The organism is Mesorhizobium sp. M5C.F.Ca.IN.020.29.1.1 (assembly GCF_003997375.1).
GTDB classification, from domain to species: domain Bacteria; phylum Pseudomonadota; class Alphaproteobacteria; order Rhizobiales; family Rhizobiaceae; genus Mesorhizobium; species Mesorhizobium wenxiniae.
In genome coordinates, this window is the sequence record NZ_RZSW01000651.1 from 1 (window position 1) to 2917 (window position 2917).

Annotated in this window: 4 protein-coding genes; 2 read left to right on the forward strand and 2 right to left on the reverse strand. The window is 61.6% G+C overall.

Annotated features, from left to right (window positions below; genetic code table 11):
• Positions 1 to 374: cbb3-type cytochrome c oxidase subunit I (locus tag EOA85_RS31515; RefSeq protein WP_206523410.1), on the reverse strand; the 374-nt coding region annotated here is incomplete at its 3' end.
• A gap of 37 nt (positions 375 to 411) precedes the next feature.
• Positions 412 to 1296 (reverse strand): cytochrome c oxidase subunit II, encoded by an 885-nt coding sequence (coxB, locus tag EOA85_RS31520; RefSeq protein WP_029355617.1) that lies wholly within the window; start codon positions 1294 to 1296, stop codon positions 412 to 414.
• Between the two features lie 375 nt (positions 1297 to 1671).
• Here coxB and EOA85_RS31525 point away from each other — a divergent pair, with 375 nt between their 5' ends.
• Together EOA85_RS31525 and EOA85_RS31530 are read left to right on the forward strand one after the other, a co-directional pair.
• Positions 1672 to 2241, forward strand: a complete 570-nt coding sequence (locus EOA85_RS31525) for an invasion associated locus B family protein (RefSeq protein WP_127212341.1) — start codon at positions 1672 to 1674, stop codon at positions 2239 to 2241.
• Between the two features lie 135 nt (positions 2242 to 2376).
• On the forward strand, positions 2377 to 2917 hold a 541-nt coding region (locus EOA85_RS31530; protein WP_281033816.1), incomplete at its 3' end, for a DNA gyrase modulator.

Consider the following 2917-nt stretch of genomic DNA (forward strand, 5'->3'; position numbering starts at 1 on the left):
ATGTCGGGCGCACCGATCATGATCGGCACCATCCAGTTGGCGAAACCGCCGATCAGCGCCGGCATGACCATGAAGAAGATCATGATCAGCGCATGCGCAGTGGTGAAGGCATTGTACATGCTCTTGCCGCCATCGAGCGCGGCGTCGGCATTCAAGCCGTAGACCATCTGCGCCAGGCCGGTGAAAATCTGGATTCCCGGCTCCTGCAGTTCCATGCGCATGACGACCGAAAGAGCACCGCCAACGCAGCCCGCCATGATCGCGAAGATCAGATAGAGCGTACCGATATCCTTGTGGTTGGTCGAATTCACCCACCGGACCCAGCCATGATACGGCTTATGGTCGTGATCGTCGTGAGCTGCAGCGTCTGCCATGTTCGGCTCCGTTCCCTGATCTTTTCTGGTCGCGGCATCAGTTGCCGGCGGCCGCTACCTTGTCTTTGCTGTCGACCTCGGCCATCAGCGCCTTGTTGGCGCCGGGAAGGTCGGTGCCGGCTGCCGCCAGCCAGGTCTTGTACTGGGCGTCGGAGACGACGCGGATCGCGATCGGCATGAAGGCGTGGTCCTTGCCGCAGAGCTCCGAACACTGGCCGTAATAGAGGCCTTCCTTTTCCGCCTTGAACCAGACCTCGTTGATGCGGCCCGGAACCGCGTCGGTCTTGATGCCGAAGGATGGCATGGCAAAGGCATGGATCACGTCCGCCGCCGTCACCAGCACCCGGGTCATGGTGTTGACTGGCACCACCATCTCGTTGTCGACGGCGAGCAGGCGCGGATAAACGCCGCGATCCTCCTTGCCAGCCGCCGCGCGGTCAGAATCCGCCAGGATCGCGGAGTTGAAGGAAAGCGTGTTTTCGGTCTGGTATTCGTAGTCCCAGTTCCACTGGTTGCCGGTCGCTTTAATGGTCAGCTTGGCTTCTTCCGGCGGTGTGTATTGCGCGGTCAGGAGCTGAAACGAAGGGATGGCGAGACAGAGCAGCACGACGACCGGCCCAACCGTCCAGATCACCTCGATCAGCGTGTTATGGCTGGTGCGCGACGGGATCGAGTTGACGCTGGCACGGAATTTCAAGATGCAATAGGCGATAAGCGCGAGCACGAAGAGGGTGATCGGCACGATGAACCATAGCGTGTAGTGCTCGAACCAGGCGATCTGCCGCATCATGTCGGTGGCGGCGGGCTGGAAGGTCATTTCCCACGGCGCAGGCTGGGCCGCATGGGCGGATGCGCCGGTGAACAATGTGGCGGCAGCCCAAGCGCTCGCTAGGAGTTTGGCGCCTGCTAGGAATTTTCTCATTGCCGTCATTATCTCCCAGTTCCTCGCGATCGGGACCGCAAGAATATCGAACAACGCCGGGACGGGAATCCCGGACAGTCCCGAGGCTGGTTCAAACCATACTCTATTTGCCTCCGCAAGAAAGGAGCGGAGGAAACCGTGCGGCATTTTTGCGCGCAAGCGCGGCTGCGCATTTTGGCGGCGGCCGCGGCGGTGGCGGATCGCGGAAGCCCGAGCGGCGGACTGTCCTGGCAAAATGCGCCGGGCTGTCGCAATTCGGGCGAATTTGGCACGGAAAAGCGCACAATTGCCTTGGTCGAGGCAGGCCGGAAGTGGTCTCATCCTTTACTTGCCCTTGGCGCGGCTTAAAGTGCCGTGATTCGCATTGGAGCCGTCATGAACTCTTGGCTTTGGGAACTTGGGCTTTCGAGACTTGGGCTTTCGAGAACCTTGGCGAACGTCATCTTTCTCGCCGCGGTGTCTAGCGTTGGCCTGTCTGGCGTCGGCCTGTCCAGCCAGGCCAATGCTGCACAGCCAAGCGGCAAGGTGCGGTCGACGCATGGCGCGTGGTCGATCATCTGCGACACGCCGGCCGGCGCCACATCGGAACAATGCGTGATGATGCAGAACGTCGTCGCCGAGGACCGTCCAGAGATGGGGCTTTCCGTCGTCGTGCTGCGCACCGCCGACAACAAGGCTGAAATCCTGCGCGTGCTGGCGCCGCTCGGCGTGCTGCTGCCCAACGGGCTCGGCCTCAATGTCGATGGCAAGGACATCGGCCGGGCCTATTTCGTGCGCTGCTTCCAGGACGGCTGCTACGCCGAGGTCATTCTCGAAAAGCCGCTGCTCGACACGCTGAAGACCGGAACGTCAGCCACCTTCATTGTCTTCCAGACGCCGGAGGAAGGCATCGGCATCCCGGTCGAGCTCAAGGGTTTCGCCGACGGGTTCGCCGCCCTGCCTTGAGAACCGGTCAGAACCCAAGATCCGAGAAAGCGATTGTGACTGGCCTTTGGCGATGACAATGGTCGTCGTCGATTGTCTCGGCGCACGTTCGCGCCTACATCGTGAGGACAACCTCTTTCCACGGACGGACCTGCCATGAACAGCCTGATCGGCCAATTCGACATTTCCGACGATCGCATCAAACAGATCGTCGCCGAGACCATCAACGGCGCCGACGACGGCGAGCTGTTCCTCGAATACAGCGAAAGCGAAGCGCTGATGTTCGACAATGGACGGCTGAAGACCGCCAATTTCAATACCGACCAGGGTTTTGGGTTGCGTGCTGTCGCCGGGGAAGCGAGCGGCTACGCACATTCCAGCGATCTTTCCGAAGCATCGCTGCTGCGCGCGGCCGACGCCGTCTCGACGGTGAAGGGCGGTTATTCCGGCACGCTTGCCGCGGCACCCGCCCGCACCAACCGCCATCTCTATGGCGACGAGAACCCGATCCCCTCGCCCTCCTTCGAGGCCAAGGCCAAGCTGCTTCAGGAAATCGATGCGTGGCTGCGAGCCGAGGATCCGCGCGTGCGACAGGTGACGGCTTCGCTCGCCGCCTCCTGGCAGCATGTCGAGATCGTGCGTGCCGACGGCCAGATGGTGCGCGACATCCGCCCGCTGGTCAGGATCAACGTGTCGG